Source organism: Streptomyces sp. NPDC007875 (assembly GCF_042868035.1).
Lineage (GTDB): Bacteria > Actinomycetota > Actinomycetes > Streptomycetales > Streptomycetaceae > Streptomyces > Streptomyces antimycoticus.
On the sequence record NZ_JBIADZ010000017.1, the window covers coordinates 162,403 to 178,322 of the forward strand.

General features: G+C 73.2%; 15 protein-coding genes. 7 read left to right on the top strand and 8 right to left on the bottom strand.

What is annotated here, in order from left to right; translation table 11 throughout:
* Positions 1-8: 8 nt before the first annotated feature.
* Positions 9-1,466, bottom strand: a complete 1,458-nt coding sequence (xylB, locus tag ACFYOY_RS30710; RefSeq protein WP_351893069.1) for a xylulokinase — start codon at positions 1,464-1,466, stop codon at positions 9-11.
* A 118-nt stretch (positions 1,467-1,584) separates the two neighbouring features.
* Here xylB and xylA point away from each other — a divergent pair, with 118 nt between their 5' ends.
* The gene (gene xylA, locus ACFYOY_RS30715; RefSeq protein WP_388590755.1) at positions 1,585-2,757 is read left to right on the top strand and encodes a xylose isomerase; all 1,173 of its coding nucleotides are present in this window, start codon (positions 1,585-1,587) and stop codon (positions 2,755-2,757) included.
* A 55-nt stretch (positions 2,758-2,812) separates the two neighbouring features.
* Here xylA and ACFYOY_RS30720 read toward each other — a convergent pair whose 3' ends face one another.
* From ACFYOY_RS30720 to ACFYOY_RS30730, 3 genes are all read right to left on the bottom strand, one after another.
* Positions 2,813-3,913 carry a pectinesterase family protein gene (locus ACFYOY_RS30720; protein WP_351893060.1) on the bottom strand — a complete coding sequence of 367 codons (1,101 nt, stop codon included), beginning with the start codon at positions 3,911-3,913 and terminating at the stop codon, positions 2,813-2,815.
* A gap of 312 nt (positions 3,914-4,225) precedes the next feature.
* Positions 4,226-5,503, bottom strand: a complete 1,278-nt coding sequence (locus tag ACFYOY_RS30725; RefSeq protein ID WP_388590757.1) for an SWF or SNF family helicase — start codon at positions 5,501-5,503, stop codon at positions 4,226-4,228.
* Positions 5,500-8,439: a DEAD/DEAH box helicase gene (locus ACFYOY_RS30730; RefSeq protein WP_351893048.1), complete on the bottom strand. Its 2,940-nt coding sequence runs from the start codon at positions 8,437-8,439 to the stop codon at positions 5,500-5,502. The genes ACFYOY_RS30725 and ACFYOY_RS30730 overlap by 4 nt, the downstream gene beginning before the upstream one ends.
* Positions 8,440-8,581: 142 nt before the next feature.
* Here ACFYOY_RS30730 and ACFYOY_RS30735 point away from each other — a divergent pair, with 142 nt between their 5' ends.
* Positions 8,582-8,764, top strand: coding sequence for a hypothetical protein (locus tag ACFYOY_RS30735; RefSeq protein ID WP_014057263.1), 183 nt, complete (start codon positions 8,582-8,584; stop codon positions 8,762-8,764).
* A gap of 147 nt (positions 8,765-8,911) precedes the next feature.
* Here the strand turns inward: ACFYOY_RS30735 and ACFYOY_RS30740 are convergent, their stop codons facing one another.
* Both ACFYOY_RS30740 and ACFYOY_RS30745 read right to left on the bottom strand, forming a co-directional pair.
* The gene (locus ACFYOY_RS30740) at positions 8,912-9,709 is read right to left on the bottom strand and encodes a hypothetical protein (RefSeq protein ID WP_161558791.1); all 798 of its coding nucleotides are present in this window, start codon (positions 9,707-9,709) and stop codon (positions 8,912-8,914) included.
* A gap of 102 nt (positions 9,710-9,811) precedes the next feature.
* Positions 9,812-10,348, bottom strand: a complete 537-nt coding sequence (locus ACFYOY_RS30745; protein ID WP_351893506.1) for a PadR family transcriptional regulator — start codon at positions 10,346-10,348, stop codon at positions 9,812-9,814.
* A 113-nt stretch (positions 10,349-10,461) separates the two neighbouring features.
* Here ACFYOY_RS30745 and ACFYOY_RS30750 point away from each other — a divergent pair, with 113 nt between their 5' ends.
* The gene (locus tag ACFYOY_RS30750) at positions 10,462-11,229 is read left to right on the top strand and encodes an alpha/beta fold hydrolase (RefSeq protein ID WP_388590760.1); all 768 of its coding nucleotides are present in this window, start codon (positions 10,462-10,464) and stop codon (positions 11,227-11,229) included.
* Between the two features lie 63 nt (positions 11,230-11,292).
* Here the strand turns inward: ACFYOY_RS30750 and ACFYOY_RS30755 are convergent, their stop codons facing one another.
* A complete protein-coding gene (locus ACFYOY_RS30755; RefSeq protein WP_388590762.1) occupies positions 11,293-11,913 on the bottom strand; it encodes a class I SAM-dependent methyltransferase in 621 nt (206 codons plus the stop codon).
* Between the two features lie 242 nt (positions 11,914-12,155).
* Here ACFYOY_RS30755 and ACFYOY_RS30760 point away from each other — a divergent pair, with 242 nt between their 5' ends.
* Positions 12,156-12,674, top strand: a complete 519-nt coding sequence (locus tag ACFYOY_RS30760) for a roadblock/LC7 domain-containing protein (RefSeq protein ID WP_388590764.1) — start codon at positions 12,156-12,158, stop codon at positions 12,672-12,674.
* Positions 12,643-13,836 (top strand): zinc-dependent alcohol dehydrogenase, encoded by a 1,194-nt coding sequence (locus ACFYOY_RS30765; RefSeq protein WP_351893015.1) that lies wholly within the window; start codon positions 12,643-12,645, stop codon positions 13,834-13,836. The genes ACFYOY_RS30760 and ACFYOY_RS30765 overlap by 32 nt, the downstream gene beginning before the upstream one ends.
* A gap of 53 nt (positions 13,837-13,889) precedes the next feature.
* Here ACFYOY_RS30765 and ACFYOY_RS30770 read toward each other — a convergent pair whose 3' ends face one another.
* Complete coding sequence (locus ACFYOY_RS30770) at positions 13,890-14,318, bottom strand: PPOX class F420-dependent oxidoreductase (protein ID WP_351893009.1); 429 nt, start codon at positions 14,316-14,318, stop codon at positions 13,890-13,892.
* A gap of 118 nt (positions 14,319-14,436) precedes the next feature.
* On the opposite strand from ACFYOY_RS30770, the gene ACFYOY_RS30775 reads away from it, so the two are divergent.
* Both ACFYOY_RS30775 and ACFYOY_RS30780 read left to right on the top strand, forming a co-directional pair.
* Positions 14,437-14,841 (top strand): roadblock/LC7 domain-containing protein, encoded by a 405-nt coding sequence (locus tag ACFYOY_RS30775; protein ID WP_014057270.1) that lies wholly within the window; start codon positions 14,437-14,439, stop codon positions 14,839-14,841.
* A 101-nt stretch (positions 14,842-14,942) separates the two neighbouring features.
* Positions 14,943-15,905, top strand: a complete 963-nt coding sequence (locus ACFYOY_RS30780) for a DUF6397 family protein (protein ID WP_351893000.1) — start codon at positions 14,943-14,945, stop codon at positions 15,903-15,905.
* The last annotated feature ends 15 nt before the right edge of the window (positions 15,906-15,920 follow it).

Here is a 15,920-nt window from a genome sequence, read left to right on the forward strand (position 1 = left end):
TACGGCGCTCACGCGTGGCGCAGCAGGCCCTCCGCGTCCGCCAGCACCCGGGAGAGCCGCTCCAGCGCGGCCTCGTCGCGGGGCACCGGACCGTAGGACGGCCCTTCGGCGGTCGCCCAGCGCCGCGCCACCGCCGCCGGGTCCTCGCCCAGCACCAGCCCCGCGGCCTGCGCGGCGGCCCCGAGGGCGACCAGCTCCTCGGCCCGCGGCACCTGTACCGGGCGTCCGCTCAGCCGCCGGACCGTCTCCCGCCACGCCGTGCCCTTGGCGCCACCCCCTATGAGCAACAGCGGGGCGTCGGGCGCCGCGTCCGCGTCCAGCACCTGGTCCAGCGCGGTGAGCAGGGCGAAGACGGCCCCGTCGTAGGCGGCCTGGAGCACTTGCCCCGGTGTGGTGTCGTGGCGCAGACCGTGCAGCAGCCCCGAGGCGTGCGGCAGATGAGGGGTGCGCTCGCCGTCGAGGAATGGCAGCAGCACGGCCGATCCGCCCGGCTCCACCGCCTCCCGGTCGCGGCCCAGCAGCGCCGCGATCCGGTCCACCGCGAGCGTGCAGTTGAGCGTGCACGCCAGCGGCAGCCAGGCGTCCCGCGTGTCGGCGAACCCCGCGACCACCCCGGTGGGGTCGGCGGGCCGGTGGGCCGAGACGGCGTAGACGGTGCCGGAGGTGCCCAGGCTGAGGACCGGCTGCCCCGGGCGCAGGCCGAGCCCCAGGGCGGCCGCCATGTTGTCGCCCGTGCCTGTGGCCACCAGGGCGCCGGTGGGCAGCGGCAGATCGGGCAGCTCCCGTACGGTCCCGGCGGCCTCGCCGTGGCGCAGCACGCGCGGCAGCAGTTCGGGGGAGAGCCCGGCCCGGTCCAGGATCTCCTCGTCGTAGGACTCGGTGGCCGAGGACCACCAGCCCGTGCCCGAGGCGTCGCCCCGGTCGGTGGTTCCGTAGCCGGTGAGCCGCTCGGTGAGGTAGTCGTGGGGGAGCCGGACGGCCGCGGTGGCGCGGGCCGCCTCCGGCTCGTTCTCCATGAGCCAGGTCCACTTGGTGACGGTGAAGGCGGGCGCGGGCACGCTGCCGACCCGCTCCGCCCATGCCTTCGGGCCGCCCAGCTCCTCGATGAGCCGGTCGCGCTGCGGCGCGGAGCGCACATCGTTCCACAGCAGCGCGGGCCGCACCGAGCGGCCCGAGGCGTCGAGGGTGACCAGGCCGTGCTGCTGGCCGCCCACGGAGACCGCGGCGGCCTCCCGGGCCGGGCTGCCGCACTGGCGCAGTGCCTCGGTCAGCGCCTCCCACCACTGCTCGGGGACGGACTCCTTACCGGTGCCGTCGCTGCCGCCGCCGACGGTGTGCGGGGCCTGTCCCCGGGCGACGACCGCACCGGTCGCGGAGTCGACGACGAGCGCCTTGGTCGATTGCGTGGAGCTGTCCACGCCGACGACGAGCGGTCCTTGCGGCACGGGCACGGCTGCTGCTGCCATCTCGCGCTCTCCCTTGCGTCCATGGGTCGTGCGGTGTGCGGGTGGAACGGGGCTTCCCCGGAATGCTCGCGCATACTAATTTGTAAAGCGCCATGACGAAATAGGCGAGGGAGCCGCGATGAGCTACAACCCCACCCCCGAGGACAGGTTCACCTTCGGACTGTGGACGGTCGGCTGGCAGGGCCGGGACCCGTTCGGGGACGCCACCCGCCCGGCGCTCGACCCCGTGGAGTCCGTGACCCGGCTCGCCGGACTCGGCGCGTACGGCGTCACCTTCCACGACGACGACCTCATCCCCTTCGGGGCCTCGGCGACCGAGCGCGAATCGCATATCAAGCGCTTCCGTCAGGCCCTGGACGCCACCGGGATGACCGTGCCCATGGCCACCACCAACCTCTTCACCCATCCCGTCTTCAAGGACGGCGCCTTCACCGCCAACGACCGCGATGTGCGCCGCTACGCGCTGCGCAAGACCATGCGCAACATCGACCTCGCCGCCGAACTGGGCGCCAAGACCTATGTGGCCTGGGGCGGCCGCGAGGGAGCGGAGTCCGGCGGCGCCAAGGACGTGCGCGCCGCGCTCGACCGGATGAAGGAGGCGTTCGACCTGCTCGGCGCCTACGTCACCGAGCAGGGCTATGATCTGCGCTTCGCCATCGAGCCCAAGCCCAACGAGCCGCGCGGCGACATCCTGCTGCCGACCGTCGGCCACGCGCTGGCCTTCATCGAGCGGCTGGAGCGGCCCGAGCTGTACGGCGTCAACCCGGAGGTCGGCCATGAGCAGATGGCCGGGCTGAACTTCCCGCACGGCATCGCCCAGGCACTGTGGGCGGGCAAGCTCTTCCACATCGACCTCAACGGCCAGAACGGCATCAAGTACGACCAGGACCTGCGGTTCGGCGCGGGCGATCTGCGGGCCGCCTTCTGGCTGGTCGACCTGCTGGAGACGGGCGGCTACGAGGGACCGCGCCACTTCGACTTCAAGCCTCCGCGCACCGAGGACATCTCGGGCGTCTGGGCCTCGGCGGCGGGCTGCATGCGCAACTACCTCATCCTCAAGGAGCGGGCGGCCGCCTTCCGCGCCGACCCCGAGGTCCAGGAGGCGCTGCGAGCCTCGCGCCTGGACCAGCTGGGCGAGCCGACGCTTCAGGAGGGTGAGACCCCGGCGGCGCTGCTCGCGGACCGCACCGCCTTCGAGGACTTCGACGTCGAGGCGGCCGCCGAGCGCGGCATGGCCTTCGAGCGCCTGGACCAGCTCGCCATGGACCATCTGCTCGCCGCGCGCGGCTGACCGCGTCCGGCCGCCGGTCCCGCCCCCCGACGGGACCGGCGGCCGGGGCTCATCGTCAGGCCGACGGCTGCCAGCCGCCGAGCCAGTCGGCGATCTCGTAGTCCGCGGCCTGGGCATCGGTCAACTGCGGCCGATCGGTGCTCGCCGCACCGGAACCGGCGCCGGTGTTCTTGTACTCCCCGAAGCGGTCGTCCTTCCAGGAGAAGCCGCTCATGTCCGTCCACGGCGTGGTCTTGATCGCCGCTGACAGATCCGTATTGCGGACGATCGCCTGCGGATCGAGGCTGGCGTCGCCGCCCGCGTGCCAGGGGCGGCCGAGGTAGAACGACCGGCTGCTGACATCCCCGGTGATGTTGCTGTTGATGAACAGGAAGCCCTTCTTTCCGGCCGCCGTCGAGGGCGCCGCGACATAGCCGCCGGAGCTGCCGTCGTAGCGCTTGACGAGCCGGATCGCCGACTTGTCGATGACGGCGGAGGCACGGCCGAAGATGAAGTCGACGTTCCCCTGGATCCAGGCGTTGTTGATGTACACCCGGCCGACGGTGGACTTGCTCGCGGAGTCCAGCAGCAGGGTGTCCTGGTCCCCGACCGCCCCGATGTTGTCCAGGACGATCCGGTCGCCCGCGGTGCGCAGCGCCACCGCCTGCTTGTCGGTGATGGAGCTGTTGGCCTCGTTGAAGTCGTTCACGAACTGCAGATTGCGGGCCTGGAAGTCATCGGCCTCGACGGCGACGGTCGCGCTGCCGCTGGTGCCGTAGGTGCCTCCGCCGGGCTTGGGGGTGCCGGAGGCGTTGTTGTAGACGATCGTCACGTCGTTCTTGCCGCTCGTCGTGCCCACCAGCCGGATATGCGGCTTGTTGGCGGGGACCTTCACCGTCTCGCGGTACGTACCGGGCTTGACGGAGATGGTGACGGCGGACGGGTTGTTGGCCGGCACCGCGTCGATGGCCGCCTGCACGGTGGTGTAGTTGCCGCTGCCGTCCTTGGCCACCACGAGGGTGGCCGCCGCGGCCGGGGGCGTGGCGGCATGGGCCCGGGCTTCGCCGAGCCAGCCGGCGGCCGGGGCGGCGACGAGCCCGACACCCGTGGCCAGGGCCAGGGAGCCGATGAGCGGAGCGGGGCGGCGCCGCCGGGGGCGCCGTGGGCTGAGGGTCATGGTCGGTGACTCCGTCCCGTGGAGACGTGCCGAGGGATTGACGTCCTTACGGTCTCCACCGCCCACCCAAAGGTTGCCGCCCCGCCGCCTTCGGCCCGGCTGGACCTTCCTCCCGTCCCGCGGCCGCCCTCACCGGCCGCGGGACGGCGGCCTGCAGGGGGGCAACCCCGAGGCCGCGCCCGCGCTGGGTCGACGGCCCCGGGGCCCTTCACTGGCGTGCTCCTCCCTTATGGGCGGCGCGGCCGACGTTGGGCGGCCCTTCCCGGCCCGCGGACGGTTGCGGAGGGGAGCCGCCACCGGCCGTGCGCCGCGTCAGCCGTCGGCGCCGGGCATCGCCAGCGCCGCCGCCGGGTCGTGCCCGGCCGGGCCCGCCGGCCACCAGCGGCCGCGGTCCTTGCGGTACGGCCACCAGCGGCCGTCGCGTCCGTAGCGGACCTGGAGATCGGCGCCCACCACGGTCCAGCGGTTCCCCGCGGCGCGCAGTTCGGGCGCCCGCTCGTCCTCCTCCCAGGCGGCGGCGAGCTGGACGCGGGCACGCGCGAGGGCTGCCGCGTCCGGCGTCCACTCCTCCTCCAGAACGGTGAGTGCGGCGGCCCCGCCGTGCTCCCAGGCACGGACGGCCCGCGCCAGATCGGTGCGGTCGCGCCCGCAGCCGGCCGCGAGCCGGGCGGCGATCGGCGCCGGGGGACCGGCGGCGGTCAGCCGTACCGTGTCCTGCCACACCGTCAGCGCGGCCGGGACCGGGGAGGAGGCATAGCCGGGCGAGAGCGCCTCGGCCAGCAGCCGCTGGGCGCGTACGGCGGCGTCCGCCGCCAGGAACTCCAGCGCGACGACGTCCAGCCCCTCGGCCGGGTCCGTGCCGCCCGCCAGCGCCGGGGGACGGCCGGGCGCCGCGACGGCGGGCGGCGGTGCGGGCAGCGGCGGCGGACCGGGCGCGGCGAACGCCTCCCGGGCCGGTACGCCCTCCGGAGCCGGGGCAGAGGCGTCCTCCGCCGCCCGCGGGAGGTGCGGGGCGGCCCGTGCCGCGCTGCGCACCTGGAGCTCGTCCAGCAGCTCCCGCTCCCCGCGTCCGCGCATCAGGAGCAGCAGATACGGATCCTCGTCCAGCAGCCGGGCCAGCTGGTAGCAGAGCGCGGCTGTGTGCAGGCAGTGATCCCACGCCTCGCAGCCGCACTCCGGCTCCAGATCGCCTATCCCCGGCAGCAGTTCGACGCCCACGGCCGCCGCGTCCTCGGCCAGCTGCGGGGGCATGTCGCGGTCCAGCAGGGCGGCGATATGGCCGGAGCGGTCCGCGACCACCTCCAGCAGCCGGTCCCATTCCGCCTCGGTGAACTCCCGCAGCAGCACGTCGGATCGGTAAGGCGTGCGGTCGCGGTCCCGCACCACGCCGGTGACCCGGCCCGGACGTACGCTCACCGCGCCCACCGCGCCTTCGCGCGCCTGCTTGCGGCCGCGCCTCAGCTGCTCTCCGTCCAGCGCCGTGTCCTCCAGGGCTTTCAGCCACGCCTGGCCCCACCAGGTGCCGGCGAAGCCGCGGCCACGGACGGGCGGCAGGGCGGCGAAGGTGCGCTCGACCTCGGTACGGCTCATCGTTCGGTCCCCCGCAGCTCCACGAGCTCTGCCAGCTCGGCGTCGGTCAGTTCGGTCAGCGCGCCCTCGCCGGAGCCGAGCACGGCGTCCGCCAGCTCCTGCTTGCGCGTCAGCATCGCGGCGATGCGGTCCTCCACGGTCCCCTCCGCGATGATGCGGTGGACCTGCACCGGCTGGGTCTGGCCGATGCGGTACGCGCGGTCGGTGGCCTGGGCCTCGACGGCCGGGTTCCACCAGCGGTCGTAGTGCACGACATGCCCGGCCCGGGTGAGGTTGAGCCCCGTGCCCGCCGCCTTCAGCGACAGCAGGAACACCGGGACCTCGCCGTCCTGGAAGCTCCGCACCATCTCCTCGCGCCGCGCCACCGGCGTACCGCCGTGCAGCAGCTGGGCCGGCACCCCGCGTGCGGCCAGATGGCGCTCGAGGATGCGTGCCATCTGGACGTACTGGGTGAAGACCAGGACACTCGCGCCCTCGGCCAGGATGGTGTCCAGCAACTCGTCGAGCAGCTCCAGCTTGCCGGAGCGCCCGGGGATCACGGGCCGGTCCTCCTTCAGATACTGCGCCGGGTGATTGCAGATCTGCTTCAGACCGGTGAGGAGCTTGACGATGAGCCCGCGCCGGACGAGACCGCCAGTGCCGGAGATCTCGGCGAGGACCTCGCGCACCACCGCCTCGTAGAGCCCGGCCTGCTCCTTGGTGAGCGCGACGGCCCGGTCCGTCTCGGTCTTCGGCGGCAGCTCGGGGGCGATACCGGGGTCGGACTTGCGGCGCCGGAGCAGAAAGGGACGGACCAGTTTCGCCAGCCGCGCGGCGGCCTCGGGGTCGCTTCCGCTCTCCACGGCCTGGGCGTAGCGCCTGCGGAACGCACCGTGGGTGCCCAGCACTCCCGGCGTGGTCCAGTCGAGGATCGCCCACAGCTCGGAGAGGTTGTTCTCGATGGGGGTTCCGGAGAGCGCCACGCGGGCCTGCGCGCCGATGGTGCGCAGCTGCCGCGCCGTCGCCGAGAACGGGTTCTTCACATGCTGTGCCTCGTCCGCGACCACCATGCCCCACGGCCCGGCCTCGGCCAGCCGCTGTGCGTCGAGCCGCATCGTGCCGTAGGTGGTGAGGACGAACTCGCCGTCCGCGAGGCCGTCCAGGCTGCGCGCGGGGCCGTGGAAACGGCGCACCGGGGTGCCCGGCGCGAACCTCTCGATCTCGCGCCGCCAATTGCCCATCAGCGAGGTGGGGCAGACCACCAGAGTGGGCCCGGAAGCTTCGGGGATGGATCGGCGGTGCAGATGGAGGGCGATCAGGGTGATGGTCTTGCCGAGCCCCATGTCGTCGGCGAGACAGCCGCCGAGGCCGATCGAGGTCATACGGACCAGCCAGTCCAGGCCGCGCAGCTGATAGTCGCGCAGCGTGGCGGCCAGAGCGGCCGGCTGGGACACGGGCGGCAGCTGTGCGCCGGCGGCCCCCTCGGGGTCGGCGAGGTGGTCCCGCAGGGCCTCCAGCCAGCCGGTGGGCCGCACCTCCACCTCGGTGCCGTCGGCCTCCGCGCGGCCGGTAAGGACGGCACCGAGGGCGTCGGCGGGGGTGAGCTTGCGGTCCTGCCGGTCGCGGATCCGGCGCGCCGCCTCGGGGTCGAGGAGGACCCATTGGTCGCGCAACCGCACCACCGACCGGCTGGCCTCGGCGAGCTGGTCCAGCTCGGCGCGGGTGAGCTCCTGGTCGCCCACGGCGAACCGCCAGCTGAAGCGCAGCAGCGCGTCGGCGGAGAGGAAGGCGGGGAACCGGAGCCCGGCATCGTCCTGAGCCTCGTCTTCGCCGTCCGGGCCGATGACGGCACGTGCGGTGAGCCCGCGGGCCAGCTCCCTGGGCCAGTGCACCTGGACCCCGGCGGCGTCCAGCGCCCCGGCCGCCGGGCCGAGCAGTTCGGCGACCTCCTCGTCGGCGAGGTCCAGGGCGTCGGGTACGGCGGCCGACAGCAGCGGGGCGAGCGGCGCCCAGGCGCGGGCCGCGCGCCGCAGGGTCAGCAGCGCGTCCATACGGGCGCGCGGACCGAGGGCCGGGATGACGGGCGAGGTGCCCGCCCAGACGTCGGCGGCGTCCGCGACCAGCGCCGGGTCGGTGAGGCTGTGCAGCTGGAGGACGGCACGGAAGTGCGGCCTGTCCGCCTTACCGTTCCCACCGCCGCCGTGCAGCAGCTCGATACGGACCGAGAGCCGCACCCCCGCGTCATGCCCGGCGGCCACATCGGCGGCCCAGGCACGCTGTTCGGGCAGCCGTCGTGGCGCGGTGGCGGCGAAGGCGGGGCCGCCCGCGGCCAGTGCCGCCGCGGGCGAGCGCGGCAGGCCGTCCGCCACCGCGTCCAGGAATGCGCGCAGATGCCGCTCGGGCTCGGGGAGCAGCACCGGGCCGGAGGCGGGCAGCGGTGTCGCGTGCGCGCTGGGCGGCATGGCGGCGGCCAGTTCCCGCACCCGTGTCAGGTCGTCGGGGGTGAGCGGGCCGACGCGCCAGGCGTCGTGGTCGGTGGCGGTGAGCCCGGGCAGCAGCTTTCCGCGGGCCGCGAGTTGGAGGGCGAGTACGGCGGCGGTGCCCCAGAAGGCCGTGGCGGGGTCGCACTGCCCCGGACCGGCCTGTGCGGCCCGCGCCCGGGCCCGGGTGAGCACCGGCAGCGCCTCGCCCAGGGGCAGTACGAGCGCCCGTACGGTTCGTGTCCGGACGTCGAGGCCGGTGGGGGCGGGGCCGGTGGAGCCGTCGTCGGCGCCGTTCATCGGGACGGCGACCGTCAGCTCCTCGGCGGAGCCGGTGGCGGGACCGGAAGGGGGCGAGCCGTCCGGCCGCCAGAAGGCGATCCGGCCGGTGCGTGCCGGATCACCGGGCAGGAAGACCGCGGTGCAGCGGGAGAGTTCGGCGACGTCGGAGGGTGTTGCCGCGGAGGGTGGGGTCACAGCGCTGAGCGTTCCTCAAATTTGACTAGTGGAGCCCGGGCCGCCCGAGGGTACAGGATGACGACGCGAGGAGGAACCGGGTGCCGTCGGTGTCCGTTGTGTGGAGTGAGTGCGGCTATGGGCCGTGAAGGAGGCGGGTGAAATGTCCACACGCGCGAAGGTCGCCACCGGTGGTGTGGTGGCAGGTGTGATCCTGCTCTGGGTGTTGCCCTTCTGGGCGGCGCTGCTGGTGATCGTGGGAGTGCCGGCGGCGGCCTATCTGCTGCTCGACTCCTCCCAGCGCCGCAGGCTGCACAGGGTCTCCCGTAAGCAGCTGGGTCGCTGAAGCAGCCGGGCCGCCGAGCGCGGCCGCGGAAGGCGGCCGGCCGGGCTCGGGGCCACGGGCGGCGCGCAGCCGGGAGTGACCGTGCAGTACCGATCGCGGACCGCCCGCGACCCCGTCCGGGGCCCGGCCGGCTGGGGGAGCAGTGTCTCAGTGGGGTCGCATGGCCAGCTTGTCCAGGGCCGTCAGCAGCTCCGGCAGCTCGGGGCCACGGCCGACCGGCAGCACCTCGCCCGGAGCGTCGTCCAGCAGCACGAAGGCGATGTCGTCGGTCCGGGCCACCATGCTCCAGCCCGGGCCGTCGGCCCGGAGCGTCCGCGCGTCACCGGAGGCGAACGCCGAACGGATCCGGCCCGCCGGCGGGGGCGAGGCCAGATAGCCGCGCGCCTCCTCGAGTACCCGCCGCACGCCCCCGTGCGGCTTCTCGCCCGGGGCCACGAACGTCACGTCGCTGTCGACCTGCTCACGCCAGATCGCCCACTGGAGCGCGATCTCATCGGCACCGAGGCGCCGCTGGGCCGGGCCCCACCGCTCGGAGTCCGGCGGCGTCAGCGGTGCCCGGGAGGCGTCCGCCCCCAGCTCGGCACCGGGGGCGGGGTCATGGGGAGCCGGTATGCCCGGGGCGGCCACGGCCACCGCGAGCGGCCAGCCGGGAAGGGAGGCGACCACCGTCCGGTCGTCGATGGCCAGGGCGTACTCCATACCGCAGTCCCAGGTCGCGATGGCGCACGCCACGAGTGACACATCATCGGTGACCACCGTCCAGCGGGCGCCGCCGCCGTCCTGCCCCAGCACCAGTCCGTAGCCGGTCTCGTACGGCTCCAGCCCGAGCACGGCACATGCCTCGGGATAGTCGTCACCGAGCACGCTCGGGAATTGAGCGGGTGTCAGCAGCACCGCGGTCAGCACATACAGTGCCTCGTCGCCTGACTCCTCCGTGGCGGGCACGACAGCCTCCTCTTGCGCATGCGGATCCGAAGGGCGATCCGTCGTCGCGCACCTTAACCACCCAGTAGCCATGGAGTCGAGACATCGGGTCGCGGTCGGTCCTCAGCCGTCGGTCGCCGCCCGGAGCGTGTCGAGCGTGCGCCGCAGCCAGGACAGTTCGGCCTGGCTGGTGGCCCGGGCGATGGTGAGGATGCCACGCCGGAAGGGGTCCTCCACCTCTTCGGCCCGCAGCGGCCGGTCGTCCTCGTAGAAAAAGCTCGACGGCTGCCGCAGAAAGGCCATCCGGCGCTCCAGCAGCTCCGCCTGTGCCGACGGGTCGTCGAGATGCCGCAGGAACGCCAGCAGGGTGAACCAGCGGTTCTCGTCGGTGATGTCGATGTCCGCCGGATGCGCGAGGCGGCGGCGCAGCTCCGCATGCCCCTCGGCGGTCAGCGTGAGGACGTGCCGGGGTGCCGCCCCCGCGCCGGGCTGGGTCCGGCGGGCGAGCAGTCCGGCCTTCTCCAGCCGCTTGATCGCCGGATAGAGGGTGCTCTCGGCCACGGGTTTCACGTGTCCGGTCAGTGCGGCGATGCGCTTGCGCAACTCGTAACCGTGCAGGGGAGCGTCGTGGAGGAAGCCCAGGATGGCGAGTTCGAGCATGGCCGCATTGTGCCGCATGGCCGCTGTACCTCGCAGACGTAATACATCGACTCCGATGTATTGCCGATGTATGGTCGGGTGTCCGACGCGATCCGTAAGGCGGGAGTCAGGCCATGCAGCACGCTTCATTCGGCCCGGAGGGGGCCCACATCGGATGGACCGGCACGGCCGGGGCCGGGGACGGCGGCCCGCCGCGGGTGTACGTCCATGGGCTCGGCGCGACATCGGCCGTCTATCACGCCCATATAGCCGCCGTCCCGGCCCTCGCGGGCCGTCGGTCGCTCTTCGTGGACCTGCCCGGCCACGGGATCAGTGACCGCCCCGCCGATTTCGGCTACACGTTGGAGGACCACGCCGACGCGCTGGCCGCGGCCCTCGACGCGGCCGGGGTGCGGGGCGCCGAGATCATCGGGCACAGCATGGGCGGATCGGTAGCCATCGTGCTGGCGGTGCGCCGCCCGGAGCTGGTGTGCCGTCTGGTACTCACCGAGGCCAATCTGGATCCGGATCCGCCGCTGACGGCGGGCAGCAGCCGGATCGCCACGTACACGGAGGACGGGTTCGTGCGCGGCGGCGGATTCGAGGAGACCCTGGAGCGGGTCGGGCCGGTGTGGCGGGCGACGATGCGGCTCGCCGACCCGACCGCCCTGCACCGCAGCGCGTGCGCGCTGATCCGCGGCACCCGGCCGACCATGCGCGAGATGCTCCTCGGCTTGGAGATCCCCCGCATGTATCTCGTCGGCGGGCACGGCGAGGAGCTCACCGGGCGCGAGGAGCTGACCGCGGCCGGAGTGACGGTCCGCACCGTGCCCGGAGCGGGGCACAACGTGATGTTCGACAACGCCCCCGGCTTCGCGGCGGCGGTCGCGGGTCAGCCCTGACCGGAACGATCCGGCTGACCGCTCCGGCTGACCGGCCCGATCCGGCCGGCCGTTTCGCCCCGTCTAGTCGATTTCGCGGACGGCGAGCGCCAGAAAGCGCGTGTCCTCGTCGGCGTACGACTCCAGGCGCCAGCCGACGCCCGCCAGCAACGGCCGCAGTTGGGGCTCCGCCCGCAGGTCGTCGGGGGTGAGGGGGCGGCCGTGGCGGGCGGCGAGAGCGGCCCGTCCCACCGGATGGAACAGCGCGAGCCGCCCGCCGGGGCGCACTACCCGGGCCAGTTCGCGCAAGCCCGGCCCGGGCTCGGCGAGATGGGAGATCAGTCCGGCGGCGAACACCGCGTCGAGGCAGCCGTCGAGCAGGGGCAGCCGCGCCACATCGGCGAGGGCGAGGCCCGCGAAGCCGTCCCGGCCCTCGCGTACGGCGGCGTCCAGCATGTCGGGCGTGAGGTCCACGCCGAGGACGGTCCCCTCGGGGCCGACCGCGGCGCGCAGCGCCGGCAGCGCGCGCCCCGTCCCGCACCCCGCGTCGAGGACCGCGTCCCCGGGGCGCGGCCCGAGGTCGGCGACGGCGGCGGCGTAGGCGGGGCCGTCGTCCGGGAAGCGGCTGTCCCAGCCGGCCGCCCGGGGGCCGAAGAAGTCCCTCACGTCGGCCGCGCTGTTTCCGTGGGAGGGCTCATGTGGCACGGGGAACTCCTCGGGACACCTTGGATACGAACGGTGAAGCGATGCGGTGAACAAGCAGCCTACGCCCGCATCGAGTGCAGATTCGGACGCTGACCGATCGCTCTGGCATCTGACTCTGTCAAATTTCAACAGGTTCCGTAATGCGCCCCCAATGTGCGCCCCCGCCGGGTCTAGCGTCCCTGGCCCAGGGGACACCTGGAGCGCCGCCCGGCGCGGCGCATCCCGACCGAGGGAGACCGCCCATGACCAAGCCCCGCAGCGCCGCCGCACGCTCCATGGCCGATCTCGACCGGATCCTCGGCGATCTGGTGGCCGGGGCCGGAGGCGTACGCCATGCCGTGGTGCTCTCCCGGGACGGGGCGACCGTCAGCGCGTCCCGTGGGCTCTCCCGCCAGGAGGCCGAGCACCTGGCGGCTGTCGCCTCCGGATTCCATCGCGTCGCCGCGAGCGCGGGGCGCCGGGGGCGCGGCGGCCCGCACTCGCGGACGATGATCGAGATGGCGGCGGGGCTCCTCTTCGTCGCGGCGCTGGCGGACGGCGCGTGTCTGGCCGTTCTGAGCACCGCGGGCGCCGAGCCGTCCGTGGTCGCCGCGGAGACATCCAGGCTCGTGGACCTGGTGGACCGGCGGCGCGGGCCGTGGTCCCGCCGGCGCTTCGGCCGGATTCGCCGGGGTACCCGGAAGGGCCCCCGGGAGACCATGCCGACGACCACGGCGAAGGGATGCGGCGATGCGAGCGGTGACCTGGCAGGGCCGACATGATGTGCGGGTCGAGACGGTGCCGGACCCCATCATCAAGGAGCCGACGGACGCGGTCGTCCGGATCACCACCACCGGGCTGTGCGGCTCCGACCTGCATCTGTACGAGGTGCTCACGCCCTTCATGACCCCCGGCGACATCCTCGGCCACGAGCCGATGGGCATCGTGGAGGAGACCGGTCCAAAGGTGACACACATCAGCCCCGGCGACCGCGTGGTGGTCCCGTTCCAGATCGCCTGCGGACACTGCTGGATGTGCCGCTCCGGTCTGCCGACGCAGTGCGAGACCACCCAGGTCGCCGAGCACGGCATGGGGGCGGAGCTCTTCGGCTTCACCAAGCTCTACGGCGCGGTGGCCGGCGGCCAGGCGGAGTATCTGCGGGTGCCGCAGGCCCAGTACGGCCCGATCAAGGTGCCCGAAGGAGTCCAGGACGACCGCTACGTCTATCTGTCCGACGTGCTGCCCACGGCATGGCAGGCCGTCGAGTACGCCGAGATCCCGCGCGGCGGCACGCTCGCGGTCCTGGGACTGGGCCCCATCGGAATCATGGCCTGCCGGGTGGCGAAGGTGCGGGGCATGGCCGACCGGGTCATCGGAGTGGACCTCGTCCCCGAACGGCTGCGCCGAGCGCGCGCCGACGGCGTCGAGGTCCATGACCTCAATGACTTCTCCCGACAGGAGGACCTGGTCGAGGCCATCCTCTCGACCACCGGCGGCCGCGGACCGGACGCGGTCATCGACGCGGTGGGAGCGGAGGCCCACGGCAGTCCGCTCGGCCGGACCGCCCAGCGGGTCACGGGCTTCCTTCCGCGGGACTGGGCCGCCAAGCTCACGGAGAAGGCCGGGGTCGACCGGCTGGCGGCGCTGCGGCTGGCCATCGCGCTGGTACGGCGCGGTGGAACGATCTCCCTCAGCGGGGTGTACGGAGGCATGGCCGATCCGCTGCCGCTGATGACCATGTTCGACAAGCAGATCCAGCTGCGGATGGGCCAGGCGAACGTGCGGCGCTGGGCCGACGACATCTTCCCGCTGCTGACGGACGACGACCCGCTGGGCGTCGACGGGTTCGCCACCCATCGCATGCCGCTGGAGGAGGCACCCCGCGCCTATGAGATGTTCCAGCACAAGGAGGACGGTGCGGTAAAGATCCTCATGCGCCCGTAAACGTCGGATGGGCGGGGGTGCGTCATGAAGGAATGGATTTCGGTCGAATCTCGCTAGTCGGTGACTCCGGCGAGCGCGAGTACCTTGTCGATGCGCACCCTGACCAGCAGCTCGCCCGGCACGCCGTTGCGGTCGCCGAACTCCTTCGCCCGGTCCTCGCCCATGTAACGGGCGGCGATCCGGGTCGCCCAGTCGCGGACCTGCTCCAGATCGTCGATGAGTTCGGCCTGGCCCCGCAGCGTGACGAAGGCGAACGGCGGCCTGTCGTCGTCCACGCAGATGGCGACCCGGCCGTCCCGGGCCAAGTTGCGTCCCTTGACCGTCTCCTGACCTGTGTTGAAGAGAAGGTCGTCACCGTCCAGCAGGAACCACACGGGGGCGATGTGGGCGCTTCCGTCGGCCCGCACGGTCGACAGCTTCGCGGTGCGGGTGCCCTCCATGAGGAACTTCTGCCACTGATCCTTGGTCATGTTCTGTGCCATGTCCCCATCCTGCGTCAATCAGCGCACAACCGTGGGTGCCGGGCGGGGCGGGTTGCCCAGACGGCGGCAGTGAGAAAGGCTGGCACGCAGCTGAAGGGGAATCGGGGAGGAATCGGATATGGCAGTGAACAAGGGGCTCGACTGGTTACTGGACGACCTGACCGAGCGGATCGCGGAGATACGGCATGCGCTGGTGCTGTCCAACGACGGGCTGGTGACGGGGGCGAGTTCCACACTGGTGCGCCAGGACGCCGAGCATCTGGCCGCGGTGGCCTCGGGACTGCACAGCCTCGCCAAGGGGTCCGGGCACCACTTCCGGACGGGCCGGGTGCGGCAGACGATGGTCGAATTCGACGAGGGCGTCCTCTTCGTCACTGCGGCCGGGGACGGCAGCTGTCTGTGTGTGCTCACCGGGCCGGACTCCGATGTGGGGCAGGTCGCCTACGAGATGGCGCTGCTGGTCAACCGGGTGGGGGAGCACCTGGGAGTCGAGGCCAGGCAGGAGACCGGCACGCCCGGCTGATGTCGCGCGGAAGTTATCCACAGGGCTGACCGACCGTCTTGCTTCGCGGCTATCGTCGTCACTGTCAGTGATTGAGGCAGTGCGGGGGGGAGGACGTCGCCATGGCAGTGCGGATGGATCAGGAGCTGCGGGAGAGCCAGGGGCCGTGGAGCCTGGAGTGGCTCGGGGAGCCGAGCGTACCGGGGCAGGCGAGCGGGCCGGGAGACCCTGGCGGGCCGGCGCAGCCGGGCGGAGCGGGCGAGAGCGTCGCGTTCGGCGCGGCGGCCCGGGAGCTGGGGCTCAAATCGCGGGAGTTCGAGCTGGCCGTGCAGCTGGGAGAGGTGCGCACCGTCACCACCGGCCTGGGCCGGCGGGTGGCGTGCGAGGAGTTGAGGCGGGTGACCGCCGCCGAGGGCTTCCCGGAGGCGCTCATCGTCCGCCTGCGCGTGGTCGGCACGGCGGAGGGCGCGGAGCTGCTCGGCATCAGCCAGGGACGGCTCGCCCGTCTCGCGCGCGGGGGTTTCTTCGCCCCCGTCCGGTTTTATGTCAATCGCTATCGGGCCGTAGTATGGCTCTATCTGGCGTCGGATCTGACCGAGTTCGCCATCAGGCAGCCGGAGTTGCTGAGCGGCCGCACCCCGCCGGGGCTGAGCGCCGCGTTGGCCGCCGGGGAGGACTGGCGGGCCGCGAAATGGCGCGGCCGCAGGATCGGCCAGTTGCTCGACCAGACCGAGGACCCCTGGGAGCGGGCCGCGGTCCTGGCCTCGGTCCTGGGCTCCGTCGAACTGGCCTCGGCCGTGGCCGATCCGTACGAGCGGGCACATCTGCGGCAGCTCCGCCCCGCGCTCGTCCGGATGCGCCCCGAGGCCGGTGCGGTCCGGGATGTCATCGACGCGGTGGTCACGGCCGACGACGCACGGGAGATCCGGCGCTATCGGGCCGCCCTCGCCTGCTCACTGGGCGACGCCCGCCGGGCCCGGCCGGCGCCGCGCCCGGACGCCGGGGCGGAGCGACCGATCGAGGACCGCACCCGGGCTCCGGGCCGCCCGCGGAGCCTGTGGCAGAAGCTGGTCGGCAGGCGATGAGCCATGACGCGGTAC